Source organism: Maribellus comscasis (assembly GCF_009762775.1).
GTDB classification, from domain to species: Bacteria; Bacteroidota; Bacteroidia; order Bacteroidales; family Prolixibacteraceae; genus Draconibacterium; species Draconibacterium comscasis.
Map to the genome: position 1 here is coordinate 3,319,204 of NZ_CP046401.1, position 18,129 is coordinate 3,337,332.

Consider the following 18,129-nt stretch of genomic DNA (forward strand, 5'->3'; position numbering starts at 1 on the left):
AAATCTTAAAATTATGAAACCAGATTTTAAAAGTATAAATATAAAAGCCGGTTCAGCAAAAGCGGACACCGCCGACTGGATGGCAAAAAACAATATCAAAAAAGACTGGTTAACACCGGAGCAGATTCCGGTAAAACCAGTTTATACCAAAGAAGATTTGGAAGGAATGGAACACCTGAATTATGCTGCAGGTTTGTCGCCTTTCCTTCGCGGACCCTATTCAGCGATGTATGCAATGCGTCCCTGGACGATTCGTCAGTATGCAGGTTTTTCTACTGCTGAAGAATCAAACGCATTTTACCGTCGTAACCTGGCTGCCGGTCAGAAAGGTTTGTCGGTTGCGTTCGACCTTGCTACACACCGTGGCTACGACTCTGATCACCAACGTGTAATCGGCGACGTAGGTAAAGCTGGTGTGGCTATCGATTCTATTCTGGATATGAAAATCCTTTTCGACGAAATTCCATTGGATAAGATGTCGGTATCAATGACCATGAATGGAGCAGTGCTTCCAATTATGGCATTTTACATTGTTACCGGTTTGGAACAAGGCGCTACTTTGGAACAGTTGTCGGGAACGATTCAGAATGATATTTTGAAAGAATTTATGGTGCGTAACACTTACATTTACCCACCGGAATTCTCCATGAAAATTATCGCCGATATTTTTGAGTTTACTTCACAGCACATGCCGAAATTCAACTCAATTTCAATCTCGGGTTACCACATGCAGGAAGCCGGTGCCACTGCCGACATTGAAATGGCTTACACCCTGGCCGACGGTTTGGATTACATCCGTACAGGTATTAAAGCCGGTTTGGATGTAGATGCATTTGCTCCACGTTTGTCGTTCTTCTGGGCCATCGGAATGAACCACTTCATGGAAATTGCAAAAATGCGTGCAGCTCGTATGTTGTGGGCAAAAATTGTAAAACAATTCAATCCGAAAAACCCAAAATCGATGGCTTTGCGTACACACTCGCAAACATCAGGCTGGTCGTTAACAGAGCAGGATCCTTTCAACAATGTTGGTCGTACAGCAATTGAAGCAATGGCTGCTGCACTGGGGCATACACAGAGTTTGCACACCAACGCGCTTGACGAAGCGATTGCACTTCCTACTGATTTTTCTGCACGTATTGCACGTAACACACAGTTGTATATTCAACAGGAAACTGAAATTTGTCGTTCACTCGATCCCTGGGCTGGTTCTTACTATGTAGAATCGTTGACCAATGAATTGGCTCACAAAGCGTGGGATTTGATTCAGGAAGTTGAAAAACTGGGCGGAATGTCAAAAGCAATTGAAACAGGTGTTCCAAAAATGCGTATTGAAGAAGCTGCTGCACGTGCACAGGGAAGAATTGACAGTGGCACACAAACCATTGTTGGTTTGAACAAATACCGTTTGGAAAAAGAAGATCCGATTGATATTTTGGATATTGACAATACAGCTGTTCGTTTGTCGCAGATTGAACGTTTGAAGAAATTGCGTGCTGAACGTAATGAAGGAGATGTTCAAGATGCGTTGGCTGCCATTACAAAAGCGGTTGAAACAGGTAAAGGAAACCTTTTGGAATTGGCTATCGACGCAGCGAAAAAACGTGCTTCGTTAGGTGAAATTTCAGATGCTTGCGAGAAAATTGTTGGTAGATACAAAGCAGTAATCAGAACTATTGAAGGCGTGTATAAATCAGAAATTGAAGGAAAAGACGAGTTCAAAGAAGCTCAGGAACTGGCGAAAAAATTCGCAGAAATGGAAGGTCGCCAGCCAAGGATTATGGTTGCTAAAATGGGGCAGGACGGTCACGACCGTGGTGCAAAAGTAGTTGCTACCGGTTATGCCGACCTTGGTTTCGATGTAGATATGGGACCACTGTTCCAAACTCCTGAAGAAGCTGCAAAACAAGCCGTTGAAAACGACGTGCATGTTGTGGGTGTTTCTTCGTTGGCTGCAGGTCATAAAACATTGGTTCCGGCCATTATTGAAGAGCTGAAAAAACTGGGTCGTGACGATATTATGGTTATTGTGGGTGGAGTTATTCCTCACCAGGATTACCAATTCTTATACGATGCCGGTGCAGTTGCGATTTTTGGCCCGGGAACAAGTGTTGCCGCTGCCGGTAAAAAAATCCTTGAGGTTTTAATTGAAGCGTATAAAGAATAGGGAGCCTCTCCCCAGCCCTCTCCAAAGGAGAGGGAGAATTAAAAAGAACAAATAGGGTGATGCGGTTTTTAGCCGCATTTGGCGAATTTTAATTTGCCCATCCTGCAAAGAAGATATAAAAGCCGATTCCGAGAAGGGATCGGTTTTTTTAATCAATTTTTAAACGGTAGCCTGTAACTTGATAATCATAATTGACACGGCCCGAAATTTTGTTGTTTTCAATTTTTAACTCCCACTCTTCTTCACCTAGAGCATTTAGACCACCAATATTATCATCCGGAAATCTAAGCATGTAAATCTCATTTTCTGCTATTTCAACCTTGTTGACATCCATTATCTCTTTATCTTCAGTAAACTGAGCTCTATTTATTCCTTGTTCATCTTTCCATATTTTTAGGGTAGCACTAATAGTTCCTCTGGGAGAACTAAGAACGGTAATTTTGTATGTTCCATAAACAGAGTTTTCTTTCTGGGGTAATTCAGATGTTAAATAAATGCTTATTAGAATAAACGTAAGAAGGGTAAGCAATTTCATGATTTTTGTATGAAAGTTACAAATAACTGAACTGAAATACAATTGATTAGTGATTTCTGAAGTAAAATACAATTGTAACGAATTCATTATATCTGAAAAGCATAAAGGTTGAGTTTTTAGTAGCCAAGAAAAGGCTCTGTAACAAAAAAAGCGAACCCAAACGGATTCGCCTTACATCTTTCCCTAACTAAACTAAACTATACTTAATCTATTGCGATTTTATATTCATAAAAATTTTTCTCACCTGCAATAACTGCATCATAACTTCCTCTTTTCATTTTAGAAAAATCAAGACCATAATTAATTGCAAAATCTGATTTTAAATCTTTTTCCAATACCAGTTGATTTGTGTTATTATCATACAGGTAGAACTTAACATTTTCTTTTGCGAAATTCAGGTAGGCTACTCTAAACTCATCATCTTTGAACAAAAAGAGCGGTTCTACATCTTTTCTCTCGCTCACTACTTTTACTTTTCCGTTACTAACATCTAAAATATTGGTCTCCATTTCCTTGTCCAGTTTTACTGTAAAAGTATAATGTCCGTCTTCCAACATGGAGAAATCATATACTTTTTTGTAACTGGTTGATGGTGACTTTGTCTCTTTGTAAAAAACGATATCTCCATTCTCATTTTTTATTTCAATTTCAAACTGGCTTTGGGCAGCATTTGTAACATTTACCACGGCTTTTTCACTTTCGCCCGGAACAATGTTTACTTTCAGGTTTCCTGTCGCTAAAACCGCACCGGAAATAACCACCAGTGCTAACAATACCAAACTTGTTTTTACTTTTCTCATGACTCTTTTTTAATTGTTTTCTAATTTTGTTTCACACTTTATGACTTCAAACCGTTTAATTGGTTTAATAAATAAAAGACCAAAAAATCTTAAATTAATATAATGTGCTGACAGTCATTGTTTTGTGAGATGTTAATGAGTTGTTAATGGCAGATATATCATTTATGGTATGTTCAAATAGCACTATAAATGCGTTATTTTTTTTCTATATTCTTTTGTTTGGGTATGGAAAGTGACAAATATCTTTTGATTGAGATTTGGTATTATGCCAGTCTTAATATATTTCCTTGTTATTTATCCGTTTAACGGTCGGGATATTTCGAAATCTTTTTCAAACAGAAGAGATGCTGAACGCGACTTCAGCAGGACGTGCCGTAACTTTAAATCTGAAATGAATGAGAAGACTAGTTGAGTTGTTCCAGCGCAGCAAAGATTTCTTCGTTTTCTGCTCTTCCTCCATGTGACTGACTTACTTTTGCAAAAACAATTTCACCGCTTTTATTGATTACAAAAGTTGAAGGATATGCTGTTTCTTTTGGTGCGTTCCAACGTAAGCCATATTTGTTTATGACAGAATAATCCGGGTCAAGGGTAAAGATAAAATTTTGAGGGAATCGAAAATCCTCAGAGAATTCTTCAGCATGTTCCTGCAGTTGTTCTGAAGGGCCCGGATAAATCATCAAAACGGTTGCACCCAAATCCTGAAATTTATAGTCATCTTCGACAAGTGCTCCAACCTGTCGGGTGCATACAGGACACTGATATCCCGGCCAGCCTCTCAAAACAACCAATACCACCGGGCCTTCCTGATACAAATTTTTCAGATGAATCTCCTCCTTATCAATGGTTTGTAGTGAGAAACTGATAGCTTCGTCTCCAACGCTAACTTTTGCCTGGGGTTGTGCATACGTATTAATCGAGATAAGGAGTATCGTGAATAGGAATAATTTTGTCATGGCTGTAAAAATGAATTGTTCAGAAAATATAACATTTTTAATCACAGAAAGTTTTTGAGGTTGGCGAAACAATTTTTTGAAAGGATTTTCAGGTTTTTTTTGTTAATTTTATTTATCTGATTTCACTTAGAAAAGAAAAGATCATTGCCGTTTTTGTTTTTTCATTTCTAAAAAGAATATGAAAAAGTAGGAGAAGTAAACGAAGTTTATTTTGTTGAAGGACTTTTTTCCCGGGAGAAGTGGTTTTTATATTATGGTACAGACGATTCAAAAATAGCAGTTGCTATAAAAGTTTAGCCCAAACAGATAATTTTAAACCAAAGAATCGCCTTTTTTTATCCTTACATCGGTTACAAACTGTTTTATTTGTTGTTCGTCTTCTCTTTTGCAAATCATCAGTGTATCGTTTGATTCGGCTACAATATACCCGTCGAGACCTTGTAAAACAGCCACTTTCTCATCGGAGATATTTACGATACAATTTTGTGCATTGTACATTAATACATTATCTCCTTTTATTACATTTCCTTCGGTATCTTTATCTTCATGCTCATATAACGCACCCCAGGTTCCCAAATCGCTCCAGTCGAAGTCGGCAGTGAGGACATACACATTTTTGGCTTTTTCCATTATTCCGTAATCAATGGAAATGCCGCGGCATTCAGAATAGGTTTTATTTATAAAATGTATTTCATCTTCTGTATTGTATAATTTCAACCCCCTTGAAAAAAGCGAGGCTATGTCAGCAAGATGAGTTTCAAAAGCTGAAATGATGGATGACATCGACCAGATAAAAATTCCTGAGTTCCAGAAAAATTCACCACTTTCAATAAAAACCTTTGCCATTTCAATATCCGGTTTCTCAACGAAAGTTTTCACTTTATATAAATTATCGAGCTTATTAAATTCTTCTCTTCTTTTTACCTGGATATAACCGTATCCGGTTTCCGGACGGCAGGGTTTAATTCCTAAAGTAAGCAGAGCATTTTTACTTTTTACGAACTCAATTCCTTTTTCAATCTGACGGATAAACTCTTCTTCTTTCAGGATTAAGTGGTCGGAGGGAGCAATGATTAAATTTGCATTCGGATTTTTTGATTTTATTTTATAGGCGGCATAAGCTGCGCAAGGTGCCGTATTTCTTCGCAGAGGTTCAGGCAGGATTTGTTCCTCGGTCAGCTCAGGAAGTTGCTCTTTTACCAGATCTTTGTAATTAATACTGGTTACAACCAAAAAATTTTCAGTGGGTATTATTTTGGAAAATCGTTGGAATGTTTGTTGGATTAGTGTTTTTCCTGTGCCGGTAATGTCTAGAAATTGTTTGGGTTTTATTTTACGGCTCAGAGGCCAGAAGCGGCTTCCAATGCCTCCTGCCATTATAATACAGTAATTATTATTCATCTGATTTTTACGATCTTTCTGCTTTTATCTTTAAATATAGGAATATTACGTAAAAATGTCATTATTATTTTAAGGAACTTGCGGCCGTTAGTCCATTTCAAAATTTTGTTTCAACCATTAATGTTGTAATTTTAACCAAAATCTTGGCTATGAAGTTTTTTTTCAATGTTGGTCGCTATTTTACAATGTTAAAGCGGGTTTTTGCCCGTCCTGAACGGCATAAAATGTATCTCCGACAGCTTTTCCGCGAGATTGATAACCTGGGAGTAAACTCAGTTGGGATTGTAATTGTAATTTCGGTCTTTATTGGTGGAATTATGGTTATCCAGTTTGCCTACAGCATGTCGAATCCGCTTTATCCGTCGGAATTGGTAGGACTCGGTACACGCGATACATTGATTCTTGAATTTTCATCCACCATGCTTGCGTTGATAATGGCCGGGAAAATCGGGTCTAACATTACTTCCGAGATAGGAACAATGCGGGTTACTGAACAAATTGACTCGCTGGAAATTATGGGAGTTAATTCGGCCAGCTATCTTATTCTTCCAAAGATTGTAGCCGTTGTTTTTATTTTTCCCTTCCTTTTTATCATAAGCGTTTTTTTTGGAATGCTTGGCGGTTTGTTAACAGGACCCATTGCCGGAGTTATCACTGTACCGGAATATCTTGATGGAATTCGTTATTTATTTTATCCCTATTATGTTACCTTTTCAATTATTAAATCACTGTTTTTTGGCTTTCTGGTAGCAACAGTTCCGGCGTATTTTGGTTATTATGTGCAGGGTGGTGCATTTGAAGTTGGTAAGGCCAGCACCCGCGCTGTGGTTAATACAAATATTCTTATTCTCTTGTTTGATTTAATTCTAACACGCCTGTTATTAACATGATTGAAGTTAAAAATTTATATAAATCGTTTGAGGGAAATGAAGTCCTTAAGAATGTGTCGGCCACATTTGAAAACGGGAAAACAAATTTGATAATCGGCCGAAGCGGTTCGGGGAAAACAGTGCTGCTAAAATCAATTTTAGGTTTGTTCGAAATTGATAAGGGAGAGATTTGGTATAATGACCGGAATCTCACTCAAATGGGCGAAAAAGAGGTGAAAAGGATGCGGCGGGAAATTGGGATGGTTTTTCAGGGAGGAGCCCTGTTCGATAGTATTTCGGTGGAAGGAAATGTTCGTTTTCCCCTGGATATGTTTACTCGAATGTCTTCAAAAGAGAAAAAAGAGCGGGTTGAATTTTGCCTTGAACACGTAAATATTGAAAAACACGCATTTAGTTTATTTCCCAGTGAAATTAGCGGAGGAATGCAGAAACGTGTAGCTATTGCGCGTGCCATAGCATTGAATCCAAAGTACCTTTTTTGTGATGAACCAAATTCAGGGCTTGATCCGGAAACGGCGACAGTGATCGACAAACTGATCCAAAGCCTGACAAAAGAGTTTCAGATGACTACCATAATTAACACTCACGACATGAACTCAGTAATCGAAATCGGTGAGTCGGTCCTTTTTATTTCAAAAGGTGAAAAAGGCTGGGAGGGAACAAAACATGAAATCCTCAAAACAGACAATAAAAAGGTGAACGATTTTATCTTTGCCAATAAACTGTATGCGCAAATGAAAGGGAAATAAATTAATTCTTCCTGAATTTATAATTTGAAGCTTTGTTTTAAACTGTTGATTCTTCAGTTTCTTATTACTTTTATCTGAAAATCACGGATTTCATTTGATTAACTTTTGTCTGGGGTTTTCTGATCTCCGTTTTTAGCCTTTAAATATGAATTATGAATGTTTGATTTGCCAGGTTAAATCGCTGCCACAACGTCTTGATAAATTTGAAATTCCCCGGAAAGAGCGAAATACTGTGGTAAGTGAGTTGATAAAAAAGATTGCCGGTGTTGATCTTGAAAATAGTTATTCGCCGGAAATAACCAGAGATATTCTGGCTCGTTTAAAAAATTTCTCAACGGTTGAAGACCCGTATCAAAAGGAAAAAGAAGAGAGTAATACTTATTTGCTGAACAAGTATTCAGATTTTCAGGAACTGCTGCGAAATTCTGATGATCCTTTTAATCTTTCTCTCCGTTTGGCCATTGCCGGAAATATTATTGATTTTGGCCCTGCGCACGAGTTTGATGTGGATGAAACCATTCAAAGAGTACTGACAACTGATTTTAGGTTTGATCATTCAGAGCAATTAAAAAGAGAGATAGAAAAGGCCCGCACGATTTTATACCTCGCGGACAACTCCGGTGAAATTGTTCTTGACAAACTTTTTCTTGAGACTATAAACCATCCAAACGTTTGGTTTGCGTTTCGCGGAGCGCCGGTTTTAAATGATGCGACCCGCAAAGAAGTTGTCAACATTGGAATCGATAAAATTGCGAAAATGATCAGTAATGGCGATGATGCCCCTTCAACGCTTCTTCACAGGGTTAGTCGCGAGTTTAAAGAAGTGTACAACTCGGCAGACCTGATCATCTCGAAAGGAATGGGAAATTACGAGGGGCTTATGGACGAATCGGACCCGCGGTTGTTTTTCCTTTTAATGATAAAATGCCCGGTTATAGGCGAAAAAATTGGTGCTAAAAAAGGTGATTTTGTAGTAAAACAAAATGTAAACTAACTTTTTGTACCCAATGTTATTAAAGGAATAATCATTTCTTCCATTGAAATTCCTCCATGTTGGAAAGTGTCTTTGTAATAATTCGAGTAATAGTTAAAATTATTAGGATAGGCAAAAAAGTCGGTAGGTTGGGCGAAAATGTAACTTGTACTCACATTGGGAGTGGGAAGAAAAGCCAGTTTTGGATCGCGCACTTCGTAAACCTGTTTCGCTTTATAATTTAAGTTTCTTCCCAGCTTATACCTCAGGTTGGTATTTGTTTCGCGTTCGCCAATCACTTTTACGGGATTGTCAACCCGAATTGCACCATGATCGGTCGTTACTACAAGTTTTATATCGTTTTCCGAAAGACTTTTGATTAATTCCAGCAAAGAAGAGTTGTTAAACCAACTGAGTGTCAACGACCGGTATGCCTTTTCATCTCCGGCCAGCTCTTTAATCATATCCATTTCCGTACGGGCATGCGAAATCATGTCTACAAAGTTGAAAACCATAACAGAAAGGTCGCTTGCGAGGATGCTTTTTACGTTATCGGAAATCCTTTTTTCCAGCCGGATCCCGGAAACTTTATCATAATAAAGTTTCTCTTTACGTCCAAAACGCTCCATTTGCTTTTGAAGCAATTGTTCTTCAAAGTAATTTTTATGCCCTTCATTATCATCGTCTTCCCAGAATTCAGGATAAATCTTTTCTATTTCAGACGGCATTAACCCGGCAAACATCGCGTTGCGGGCATACATGGTTGCTGTAGGCAAAATACTGTAGTATAATTCTTCCGTTTCGGTTCTGAAATAATTTTCAAAAACGGTGCTGAGTGTTCGCCACTGGTCGAAACGCAGGTTGTCAATGATAAGCACAAACACCTTCTGTCCTTTATCAAGCATGGGAAAAACTTTATGCTTGAATATGTCGGTTGAAAGAAGCGGACGTTCACCTATTTCCTTTTGAAACCAGTAGAGGTAGTTTTCTTTAATAAATTTAAAAAAGGCTTTATTTGCGTCTTCTTTTTGCATGGCGATTATCTGATCCATTGCAGAATCTTCCGAACTGCTTAATTCTATCTCCCAGTGAACCAGTTTTTTATAAATATCGACCCATTCCTGGTAAGTAAGCCTGTCGTTAATTCGCATTCCGATCCGGGAAAACTGCATTTGATAGGCCGATGTAGTTTGCTGGGTAACCAGCCTTTTCTGGTCGATGTTCTTTTTTAGTGTGAGGAGAATCTGTTTTGGATTCACAGGTTTAATGAGGTAATCGGCAATTTTTGAACCGATGGCCTCGTCCATAATATTTTCTTCCTCGCTTTTGGTAATCATCACTACAGGGACATTGGGCGAAAACGATTTGATTTCGGTCAGCGTTTCCAAACCGGTCATTCCCGGCATGTTCTCATCCAGAAAAATAATGTCGTAAAAATTTTCTTTTACTTTGTCAACAGCATCCGAACCATTGTTGGCTGTTTCAACTTCGTAACTCTTTTCCTGTAAAAAAATAATATGCGGGCGTAAAAGATCGATTTCATCGTCTACCCAAAGTATCCTAGGCTTTCTCATATTTTCTGAATTAATTGTCAGTTAAAGATAGAAACAAAAAAACGGACGTGGAAGTATGTGCTTAACAAACTTTAACCAAATTATTACTGGTTGAGATAATAGCGCTTGTAGAAATCCATGTATTCGATAATATTTTTTTCTGAAAGGAAAATATCAAGATTTTCAGCAGAAATCAGGAAGTTTCTGTAACTCGCTTCCCCAAGTGGTTTGTACAAATCACGATTTTGAACCAGGTTGGCCGAATATTTTAACGCTGTTTCTTTGTCCGGCAATCCTCTTACGGCTACAATCTCCCTGAAATTGTCAAGAGGCTTCTCCTCCAGAGTAAGCGACACACTCCCGTAATTGGCCTGGTTGTATTCACTAATCCCGTTTATAAATGCGGCTTTATCTACCCCTTCCAGTGGAATCACAAAAATAAACAGGTGCGGACCTTCAATGTTTTGGTTGTAAGGAGTTTCGGTTTCCTCCGGCTCTGCTTCAATTGGTGTTTGCTGTGTAACTGTTTGCCGGCTTGTTTCCTGTGTGCTTTCGTTTGTTGAGGTAGAAGACGCACCAGAAGATGAATTCTGATTTCGTTGAATGTAATTGTTTCTAAAGAATTCGATGTAATCATCCACATCATTTTCATCGATCATCTTTTGCAGGTTTTCGTCTGTTATCAAAAAGTTCCGGTACGTTGTTCTTCCCAGCGACTCAAACAAACTCCTTGTTAAGACCACTTTTCTGAAATATGACATCGACTCGTTTAACGAGGGAATACCCTTAATAACCATTAACTGGTAATCGTTGGTTGTTTTTAACTGAAGAGCGAGGTTCCAAACTCTGAATTCATTGCGGTTAAACTGCGAAAATTCATTCATAACCTGGCGCGTCGACATCTTCGGATCTTTAACCGCCAGTACAAAACTTTGAGTCGTATCAATATCAGTATTAAACATCGAACCGGCGCCCGTATTAACCACCACAAAGTTTCCACGTTCTTTTAAAGCATCTTCTTCCCGTTGTGCTCTTGCCATTAGTTCTTCCGGCGAAACATCAGGTTCATCTTCACTGAAATTCGATTTAATAAAACGGCTGTAATTTTTAACAAAGAATTTTAAGTAGTCAGCCATCGATTTTTCAGTCATCATTTGCCGGTAGTTTGTAGAAGAAACCACAAAGTTCACATAATTGACTCCGGTCAGGGTTTTAAAAACGTTTGCTTTACGAATAATTGCCCCGTGATAGATCAATGCGTCCTCTTTGTTTTCAAGCGCCCTTACAATCAGGAAGGCAGTGTTTTCATCCAGATTTTCGGTTTCAATGTCAAAATCGATTTTTGTATAATGGTCGATGTTATAGTTGGCGATATCAAACTTTAAACGGTTCAGATCGATATCTGCATCGCGCGGATAAGCAATAACAAAATAATGAAGTAAATCTTCTTCGTAGGTGAATTTGCCGCCAAATTCGTCATTTTCCATCCGGTTTTCAGGCAGCAACTCTTCATTTTGAATTTCCTCGTTGATGTATCCCATCTCCACCAGTTTCTGGTAATCGGCCAGTGTACTGTCCTGAATTAATGTCAAAATCTCTTTGGCGAGCGGAGCAGGTTCCGCTTTCGGATAAGTCTCGATATAACCTTTTAGCAAACTTTCAAAATTATGAACATCGGTTTGTGTTCCACGCGCGATTGTCCCCATAAAGTCGATTTTTGAAAGCATCAAACTATCCGGTTTAAGACTTTTCATGTTATTCGTCATTTCAATAACATTCCTGTATCTGCCTGATTTATAATTTCTGAATGTTTCCTGATAGAAGTTGTTTAAACTGTCCATCAGTGCTTCCATTTCGATAAAATAATTTGGGTTTACAAGGAACTGCGCGTATTTGCTGTCGGGAAATTCCGAAATAATGAGATTTCTGTAATAATTTGATTTTTGTTTGTCGCCCATCAGTTCATACAAATCATAAAGATCGAAATAAGCTGAAAGAAGGTAAATGTTTTGGGGATAACGTTCGTTGAGTTCTTCAAACGATCCGGCAGAACGTTCGTAATTACTAAATTCCGATTTAAATATCTTACCGGCATTGTATAACGCGTCCCTGATTTTTTCATTCGAAATTTTCATCAGAGAGTCCGTTAAAGGAAGGTCTTGAGTATAAAATTCTTCTTTTAGCGGGTCATCTTCCCGGATAACCATTTGACTCGAATCAATCATTTCGGTAAACTCATCCATTTCATCAATCGACATGGTATTTTTATTTGACCTCCGCCAGTCGTCCTCAAGTGCTCTTTTACCCCAGCGCTGCTGGAAAGTGACTTTTCCGTATGACACGGTTTGCGGGTTGTAGAAATACCAGCCGGCACCGGTGCTACTGCTTCCCATTCCCATCCTGTAACGGCTTGACCGATTAGACCCTCTGCTGTTCTGCAGAGCCAGATTTTCCATATTCCGCTGCCTTTCCTGCTCCTCCTTCATAAGGTTTGCAATCAAAGCCTTTCTTTCTGTTTCCGACATTCCGGCAACCTTTTGTAAACTGTCTTCACGTTCAACAGTATTCAGATTATCGACCAAATTGGTTAAACTCCGGTATTTTTGTTCCAGTTCAGTATAGTTTGGGTAGGTCTCATCAACAATAATCATGGCACTGTCGTAGTATGCCTGTGCACCTTTATAGTTTAAATCTTCAAAATATATATCGGCCAAAGTAACTGCACTTAGTGCTCTTTGATACTGGTTTTGGAAACTGGCAGCTACCGATTTTTTGTAGTTTTCAACCGCCAAATCGCGGTTACCTTCTTTAAAAAACAAGTTCCCAAGCGCAAAATATATTTGGTCTTTGAAGTCTACATTTTTTTTATCACGTAATAACTTGTTTAATTCTTTTTTGAGTTTTTCGGCGTCTCCTTCACCTGAAAAAACGCCCGCAGCATTTATCATCGCATTAAACTGCATCGCATAGTCGGCGTTCATTTTTGTCACTTCGGTAAATGCTTCAGCTGCCTTGGCATGTTGTCCCAGCTCTTCATAAAGCTGAGCAATGATGTATTTGTATCTGGCCCTGTTCGACTTCCAGAAAATTTTTGAATTTGCTATCTCCAAAAATTTGATCGCTTCCAGGTAGTCCCCCTGTCTTTTATAAAAATCGGCAGTAGCCAGCGCCAAATCTGCTTCCAGGTTTTTAGGAAAATTGTCGTCGCCCTGAACAGCCTGAATGATTTCTGAAGCCTCAATATATCTCTCCAGTTCGGTATAAGAACGAATCAGCCATACAAAAGCTTCATACTTGGTTTCCTCTTCCGAAAATTTTCTCACCACATAGGAAAAATTGGTGATGGCAGCACTAAAATTGTGTTGATAGAAATATGCTTTTCCAATCAATATATAACTGTCGTCAATCCATTTGTTAAATTCTTCCTGGCTTGCAAATTCAATATATTTTCTTGTGCGGTTTCGTTTTGGTTTTGGTTTTTTTGTGATTGAGTGAACTTCTATCAGTTTAGATCCCTTTACAACTGCATAATCCATATCGGAACGAACCATGTTGGCCGATGAGGGAATACTCGACTTATAAACCGGCAAAATTCTTGTGTAATCGTTTTCAATGTTGTCCTCAATGCGCTGGACACCTTCTTTAATACTTTCGTTGGCATTAAAATAAACATTATAATGCGATGTCATATTGTGAAATGCACGCGAGGCACGGGTGTTCTTTTCAGTTGAACAACCTGCAAAAAGTGCTACCAGAAAAACTACTCCTATGGTATGTAAAAAAAGCTTATTCAAACAGATCTTTTTATTGGCTTTAGGAATAAACTGTTTTTTCATCAGAATATTGCCTCTATTCTTTTGATTTTATTCCATTTTCAAAAGGCACAAAAATAATATTTTTTTACTGTTTCAGCAGTAAAGAAGTAAGAATAGAACCCGCAATTCAAAATCAGCAATTATATATTTGATACGCAACTATTTCCGGGTGATTTTTACCTTTTTTGTCGGCGCTTTTTGAATATTCCGGAGATGTACCTGATGTTTTACACTTTTGGCAAGCTCGGTAAAAGCCATTCCGGTAACCGTTTCTCCATTTGCTGCAACTGGTGTCCCTGCATCACCTCCTTCTCGAATACTTTGTACGATTGGAATCTGTCCGAGCAGTTTTAGTCCCAGCTTATCTGCCAGTATTTTGCCACCGTCTTTGCCAAAAATGTAATATTTGTTTTCGGGAAGTTCGGCAGGAGTAAACCAGGCCATATTTTCAACCAGGCCAAGCACCGGGACATCGATTGATTTGCTCTGGAACATACTGGTTCCGCGAATAACATCGGCTAGTGCAACATCCTGCGGAGTGGTAACAATTATTGCTCCCGTAACCGGAACAGATTGTACAAGTGTAAGGTGAATATCACTGGTGCCGGGAGGGAGGTCGATGAGCAGGTAGTCCAGTTCGCCCCAGTTACCTTCCGAGATCAATTGTTTTAAGGCGTTTGATGCCATTGGACCACGCCAAATAATCGCGCTTTCTGCATCAACAAAAAAACCAACAGACAAAAATTTCACACCAAATTTTTCAACCGGGTTAATCACTTCGCGGCCATCCACTTTTTCACCTGTTGGCCGGATATCTTCTGCTCCAAACATTTTCGGGATTGACGGACCAAAAATATCGGCATCAATCAAACCCACTTTTGCACCGGAATTTGCCAGTGCAACAGCAAGATTAACCGCAACCGTCGATTTTCCAACGCCTCCTTTTCCCGAAGCCACCGCAACAATATTTTTAACCTGCGGAAGAATCGGGCGTTCCATGTCGTGCAAAAATTTAACCGCAATGTTATCTTCAATTTCTACTTCATCGCCCAAATGTTTTTTGATGGCGTTTTCACACGCTAAAACCACTTGCTCAATATTCGGATCATTACTTTTCTGAAACACAAGAGAAAAGCTTATACGCTGTCCTGCAATCCGGATTTCCTGCACCATGTCGAGCGAAACAATATCCTCATTACTACCGGGGTATTTTACTTCGCGTAATGCATCTGTAACGTTTTTGGGGACGATTAATTTACGTGGTATTTCTGCCATAACAACTGACTGCTAATTTAAATCCAACTTCGAAAACATAAGGTGCAAAAATAATTATTTTGAACTTTAGTTTAAAATAATTTCATTTTTATCTAAAATCAATGCAAACTTACAAATAATCGATTAAAAAATACTTTTTTGTATGAATTGATTGAAGGGAAGAGTTGCAGGAGACCTTTCAGATAGTGTCCGCTCGTTACGCCAGCTCTTTTGCCGGGTCCCAAAACCGCTCTTTAAAATTGATAATCTGGTCCTCTTCGAATTCAAATCCTTCGGCTTCGAGCAATTCTTTCATCGCATTTGGTGTGTCAAAATGATGTTTTCCGGTAAGTAGCCCGTTTCGGTTGACAACACGGTGCGCCGGCACGAATTCAGAGTGGCTGCCTGCTGCATTCATTGCCCATCCTACCATACGTGCTGAGCCTGTTGTTCCCAAATATTTTGCAATGGCGCCGTAAGTTGTTACCCGGCCCGGAGGAATCTGTTTGACCACATCGTAAACTTTTTCAAAAAAATCGCTCATCACCGGGATTGTTAGATTTTGGACTTGAGTATTTAGAAATGAAAATAGTTCTTTTTTCTTTTAGAATTCAAAATTGATCAGTGAAATTGAAGTTTAGTTGAATTTTGTGATTTGGAATTTTTTTCAATGTATATCTTTTGCGCTTCTTCCAAAACTGCGGTATTCATCTTTTTCAATTTCAGTATCCGGCTCTTTAAAAGGTTTATCGTTCAACCTGAAAGCAATATATTTTATTGTAATTCCACGGGAAAGCCACTGTTTTTCGTAGAATGTTTTTATTTGCAGTGTCTCATTTAATATGTCCGATTTGTAAAGGTTGTCGGTTTCTGTCAGAATTTCAAATTTATTCAGATAAGCCAATTCGCGCGTGTAGATATACTGAAAATTACTATCGGTTTTTAAGTGAATGATTCCATCTTTTTTTAGAAAGGTTTTATATTTTTTCAGGAACGTTGTTGATGTAAGTCGTTTACGTGTTTTTTTCATTTGTGGATCGGGGAACGTAAGCCAGATTTCATCAATTTCGTTCTCTTCAAAAAACTGCGAAATAATTTCGATATTGGTACGCAGAAAACCAACGTTTTTAAGTTGTTTATCAGAAGCTTGTTTTGCCCCTTTCCAGAGCCTTGCACCTTTTATATCAACTCCAATGAAGTTTACCGATGAATTTTTTTTTGCCAGTTCAACTGTATATTCACCTTTTCCGCAACCCAGTTCCAAAACAATCGGATTCTCATTTTTGAAGAATTCTTTGTTCCAATTTCCTTTCAGACAAAAATCGTTGTTCTGAACTTTATGGTACGGCGCCTGAACCACATGTTCAAAACGCTCCATATCTTCAAATTTTGCAAGTTTATTTTTCCCCACTTCACTGAATTTTTTCTACTCTGAAGCCAATGTCACTTATTCCTTTCAGATTTTCTTCACGCATTCCCTGTTTGATATTGATTTTATATTCGCCTGAAACGGGAAAATAAACGTTGCGGCGATAGACCGTCTGCAAGGTTTTTAAACCGCTGAAACCTTCTCCCAGCCACTTGCCTGATGGATCTGCCAACGTGACTTCAAATGTGTCTTTTACTGCTTTGCCATCGGGTTGAATAATTTCGATAAACAGCCATAAATTACTGTAAGAATAGGAAACCTCATTCCTGATATTGAGGTATAAGTTGTGGTGTTGAAGCGTATCGGCAACCGGAAAGCTAAAATGAACCAGCGAATCCTGGTTCCATATTTTTTCCGGAAGGGTTTTATATTCTTCAAAAACTTTGTTTTTATCGCAGGCAGAAAGAATAAAAAGTATTAAACCGAACAAAAAAAACAGGTGTTTTATTTTTCTCATTGGGAATTTGGTTTTCGGTTTACATTCCTTTTGTATTGTCTTTTCTTTTTTCTCGATTTTCTTTTGGGACGATCAAAGCGATTCAAGTCCTCCTGTCCGACAACATTGTGGAAAGTATCGAGTTCTTTTTTTAAATCATTCCTGTTTTCCACAATCAGTTTCTCCGGTCTTTTCCCTTTTCGGTTTAGATTCTGGATCTTTTTCACCATCTCAACCGGAACTTCAACTTGCGAAGCCGGAGCATTCCCCTGGAGTGTGTACCAGTATTTCCGGTTAAAAATATCGGCTTTGAAAAATATATATGTCCCGTTTTCGGTTTCAAGAGGAATATGATTAGGTGGAAAATCTTTTTGCGCATCTATGTACGAATCAACCTCAAAGTTCAGACAACATTTTAGTTTTCCGCACTGACCAGCCAGTTTTTGAGGGTTAAGCGAAATTTCCTGGTAGCGGGCAGCATTGGTTGTAACCGAAACAAAATTACACATCCAGGTGGCGCAACAGAGTTCTCTTCCGCAAGGCCCGATTCCTCCAATTCTTCCGGCTTCCTGTCTTGCTCCGATTTGTTTCATTTCGATTCGTATGCGGAATGTTTCGGCTAAAACTTTAATCAACTGACGAAAATCAACCCTGCCATCGGCAATGTAATAGAAAATCGCCTTTGTTTTGTCACCCTGATACTCCACATCGCCAATTTTCATGTCCAGGTTCAGGTCTGCTGTAATCTGCCGTGAACGTATCATTGTTTGGTGTTCCAGAGATATGGCTTCTTTCCACTTGTCAATATCTACTGGTTTGGCTTTTCTGTAGATTTTACGCAATTCCCCGTTGACGAGCGTAACTTTGTGTTTCTTCATCTGTTCAAACACCAGTTCTCCGGTCAAAGAAATAATTCCGATGTCATGTCCGGGATTGGCCTCAACTGCTACTAAATCTCCAACCTGCAACTTGAGGTTATTTACGTTTATATAATAGTCTTTTCGTGTATTTTTAAAACGGACCTCAATGATATCCTGTTTCGGAACCGTTGATTTTATATCGCTCAGCCAATCGTTGACATGAAGTTTGGCACATCCGCACTGATCGGAGCTGCAAATACCTCTTTCTATCGTATCGATTTCCAATTCTTTCATAGAGTCTGTTTAAAGTC

15 protein-coding genes are annotated in these 18,129 nt (G+C 38.8%); 4 read left to right on the plus strand and 11 right to left on the minus strand.

Annotation, left to right across the window (positions count from 1 at the left end; translation table 11 throughout):
* The first annotated feature begins 13 nt into the window (after positions 1-13).
* Complete coding sequence (scpA, locus tag GM418_RS13250; protein WP_158867046.1) at positions 14-2,167, plus strand: methylmalonyl-CoA mutase; 2,154 nt, start codon at positions 14-16, stop codon at positions 2,165-2,167.
* Positions 2,168-2,315: 148 nt separating this feature from the next.
* Here the strand turns inward: scpA and GM418_RS13255 are convergent, their stop codons facing one another.
* From GM418_RS13255 to GM418_RS13275, 4 genes are all read right to left on the minus strand, one after another.
* Entirely contained in the window at positions 2,316-2,702 is a 387-nt protein-coding gene (locus GM418_RS13255) for a hypothetical protein (protein WP_158867048.1), read from the minus strand.
* A 203-nt stretch (positions 2,703-2,905) separates the two neighbouring features.
* Positions 2,906-3,502, minus strand: coding sequence for a hypothetical protein (locus GM418_RS13260; protein ID WP_158867050.1), 597 nt, complete (start codon positions 3,500-3,502; stop codon positions 2,906-2,908).
* Positions 3,503-3,906: 404 nt separating this feature from the next.
* The gene (locus tag GM418_RS13265) at positions 3,907-4,458 is read right to left on the minus strand and encodes a peroxiredoxin family protein (protein WP_158867052.1); all 552 of its coding nucleotides are present in this window, start codon (positions 4,456-4,458) and stop codon (positions 3,907-3,909) included.
* A gap of 312 nt (positions 4,459-4,770) precedes the next feature.
* Positions 4,771-5,859, minus strand: coding sequence for a mannose-1-phosphate guanylyltransferase (locus tag GM418_RS13275; protein WP_158867054.1), 1,089 nt, complete (start codon positions 5,857-5,859; stop codon positions 4,771-4,773).
* 149 nt (positions 5,860-6,008) lie between these two features.
* Between GM418_RS13275 and GM418_RS13280 the strand changes: the two genes are divergently transcribed.
* The 3 genes from GM418_RS13280 to GM418_RS13290 all read left to right on the plus strand — a co-directional run bounded on the left by GM418_RS13280 (position 6,009) and on the right by GM418_RS13290 (position 8,492).
* Complete coding sequence (locus GM418_RS13280) at positions 6,009-6,749, plus strand: MlaE family ABC transporter permease (protein WP_158867056.1); 741 nt, start codon at positions 6,009-6,011, stop codon at positions 6,747-6,749.
* Positions 6,746-7,498, plus strand: coding sequence for an ABC transporter ATP-binding protein (locus tag GM418_RS13285; protein ID WP_158867058.1), 753 nt, complete (start codon positions 6,746-6,748; stop codon positions 7,496-7,498). The genes GM418_RS13280 and GM418_RS13285 overlap by 4 nt, the downstream gene beginning before the upstream one ends.
* A gap of 145 nt (positions 7,499-7,643) precedes the next feature.
* Positions 7,644-8,492, plus strand: coding sequence for a damage-control phosphatase ARMT1 family protein (locus GM418_RS13290; RefSeq protein WP_158867060.1), 849 nt, complete (start codon positions 7,644-7,646; stop codon positions 8,490-8,492).
* On the opposite strand, the gene porX is transcribed toward GM418_RS13290, so the two are convergent.
* The 7 genes from porX to GM418_RS13325 all read right to left on the minus strand — a co-directional run bounded on the left by porX (position 8,489) and on the right by GM418_RS13325 (position 18,112).
* On the minus strand, positions 8,489-10,045 hold the full coding sequence (porX, locus tag GM418_RS13295; RefSeq protein WP_158867062.1) for a T9SS response regulator signal transducer PorX: 1,557 nt from the start codon (positions 10,043-10,045) through the stop codon (positions 8,489-8,491). The two genes, GM418_RS13290 and porX, sit on opposite strands and share 4 nt — an antisense overlap.
* Before the next feature lie 83 nt (positions 10,046-10,128).
* Positions 10,129-13,818: a type IX secretion system periplasmic lipoprotein PorW/SprE gene (porW, locus tag GM418_RS13300; RefSeq protein ID WP_158867064.1), complete on the minus strand. Its 3,690-nt coding sequence runs from the start codon at positions 13,816-13,818 to the stop codon at positions 10,129-10,131.
* Positions 13,819-13,998: 180 nt separating this feature from the next.
* On the minus strand, positions 13,999-15,114 hold the full coding sequence (locus tag GM418_RS13305; protein ID WP_158867066.1) for an Mrp/NBP35 family ATP-binding protein: 1,116 nt from the start codon (positions 15,112-15,114) through the stop codon (positions 13,999-14,001).
* Between the two features lie 196 nt (positions 15,115-15,310).
* On the minus strand, positions 15,311-15,637 hold the full coding sequence (locus GM418_RS13310; protein WP_158867068.1) for an MGMT family protein: 327 nt from the start codon (positions 15,635-15,637) through the stop codon (positions 15,311-15,313).
* Positions 15,638-15,760: 123 nt separating this feature from the next.
* Positions 15,761-16,504: a tRNA (guanosine(46)-N7)-methyltransferase TrmB gene (gene trmB, locus GM418_RS13315; protein WP_158867070.1), complete on the minus strand. Its 744-nt coding sequence runs from the start codon at positions 16,502-16,504 to the stop codon at positions 15,761-15,763.
* A 1-nt stretch (position 16,505) separates the two neighbouring features.
* Positions 16,506-16,979: a gliding motility lipoprotein GldH gene (locus GM418_RS13320; protein ID WP_158867072.1), complete on the minus strand. Its 474-nt coding sequence runs from the start codon at positions 16,977-16,979 to the stop codon at positions 16,506-16,508.
* Positions 16,976-18,112 carry a PSP1 domain-containing protein gene (locus tag GM418_RS13325; RefSeq protein WP_158867074.1) on the minus strand — a complete coding sequence of 379 codons (1,137 nt, stop codon included), beginning with the start codon at positions 18,110-18,112 and terminating at the stop codon, positions 16,976-16,978. The genes GM418_RS13320 and GM418_RS13325 overlap by 4 nt, the downstream gene beginning before the upstream one ends.
* Positions 18,113-18,129: the final 17 nt, after the last annotated feature.

Bases quoted from the DNA above. Each gene is read 5' to 3' on its own strand.
- scpA (WP_158867046.1), top strand. From the start codon at position 14: ATGAAACCAGATTTTAAAAGTATAAATATAAAAGCCGGTTCAGCAAAA.
- GM418_RS13290 (WP_158867060.1), top strand. From the start codon at position 7,644: ATGAATTATGAATGTTTGATTTGCCAGGTTAAATCGCTGCCACAACGT.
- GM418_RS13265 (WP_158867052.1), bottom strand. From the start codon at position 4,458: ATGACAAAATTATTCCTATTCACGATACTCCTTATCTCGATTAATACG.
- GM418_RS13255 (WP_158867048.1), bottom strand. From the start codon at position 2,702: ATGAAATTGCTTACCCTTCTTACGTTTATTCTAATAAGCATTTATTTA.
- GM418_RS13325 (WP_158867074.1), bottom strand. From the start codon at position 18,112: ATGAAAGAATTGGAAATCGATACGATAGAAAGAGGTATTTGCAGCTCC.
- GM418_RS13280 (WP_158867056.1), top strand. From the start codon at position 6,009: ATGAAGTTTTTTTTCAATGTTGGTCGCTATTTTACAATGTTAAAGCGG.
- GM418_RS13260 (WP_158867050.1), bottom strand. From the start codon at position 3,502: ATGAGAAAAGTAAAAACAAGTTTGGTATTGTTAGCACTGGTGGTTATT.
- GM418_RS13285 (WP_158867058.1), top strand. From the start codon at position 6,746: ATGATTGAAGTTAAAAATTTATATAAATCGTTTGAGGGAAATGAAGTC.
- GM418_RS13320 (WP_158867072.1), bottom strand. From the start codon at position 16,979: ATGAGAAAAATAAAACACCTGTTTTTTTTGTTCGGTTTAATACTTTTT.
- GM418_RS13305 (WP_158867066.1), bottom strand. From the start codon at position 15,114: ATGGCAGAAATACCACGTAAATTAATCGTCCCCAAAAACGTTACAGAT.
- GM418_RS13310 (WP_158867068.1), bottom strand. From the start codon at position 15,637: ATGAGCGATTTTTTTGAAAAAGTTTACGATGTGGTCAAACAGATTCCT.
- porX (WP_158867062.1), bottom strand. From the start codon at position 10,045: ATGAGAAAGCCTAGGATACTTTGGGTAGACGATGAAATCGATCTTTTA.
- GM418_RS13275 (WP_158867054.1), bottom strand. From the start codon at position 5,859: ATGAATAATAATTACTGTATTATAATGGCAGGAGGCATTGGAAGCCGC.